General features: G+C 34.7%; 2 protein-coding genes. Both read left to right on the top strand.

All coding sequences use genetic code 11. The features are described from left to right. A partial coding sequence (gene rplU / locus CRU95_RS16295; protein WP_129102131.1) for a 50S ribosomal protein L21 occupies positions 1 to 206 on the top strand: 206 nt, incomplete at its 5' end. A gap of 12 nt (positions 207 to 218) precedes the next feature. After that, the coding region (rpmA, locus tag CRU95_RS16290) for a 50S ribosomal protein L27 (protein WP_129102130.1) at positions 219 to 401 on the top strand (183 nt) is incomplete at its 3' end.

Here is a 401-nt window from a genome sequence, read left to right as displayed (position 1 = left end):
TGTTAGCAATTAACGATGGTGAGTTAAAAACTGGAGATGCTATTTCTGCTGCTAAAGTTGAGGCTGAAGTAGTTTTAGATGGAACTGGTGTAAATAGAGATAGAAAAGTTATTATTTACAAAAAAAGAAGAAGAAAAGATTCTAAACTAAAAAGAGGTTTCAGAAGAAGCTTCACTAAAGTTAGAATTACTAAAATTGCAGCATAAGAGGAGATAGTCATGGCTCACAAAAAAGGTCAAGGTAGTACACAGAATAACAGAGACTCAGCTGGGAAAAGACTTGGAGTTAAAAAATTTGGTGGAGAAGTTGTAAGAGCTGGAAACATCATTATTAGACAAAGAGGAACTAAAGTACACTGCGGAGAGAATGTAGGAATTGGTAAAGACCACACTATTTATGCA

It is taken from the genome of Arcobacter sp. F2176 (assembly GCF_004116465.1).
GTDB lineage: Bacteria > Campylobacterota > Campylobacteria > Campylobacterales > Arcobacteraceae > Arcobacter > Arcobacter siniprincipis.
This window is presented reverse-complemented; position numbering and strand designations above follow the sequence as displayed.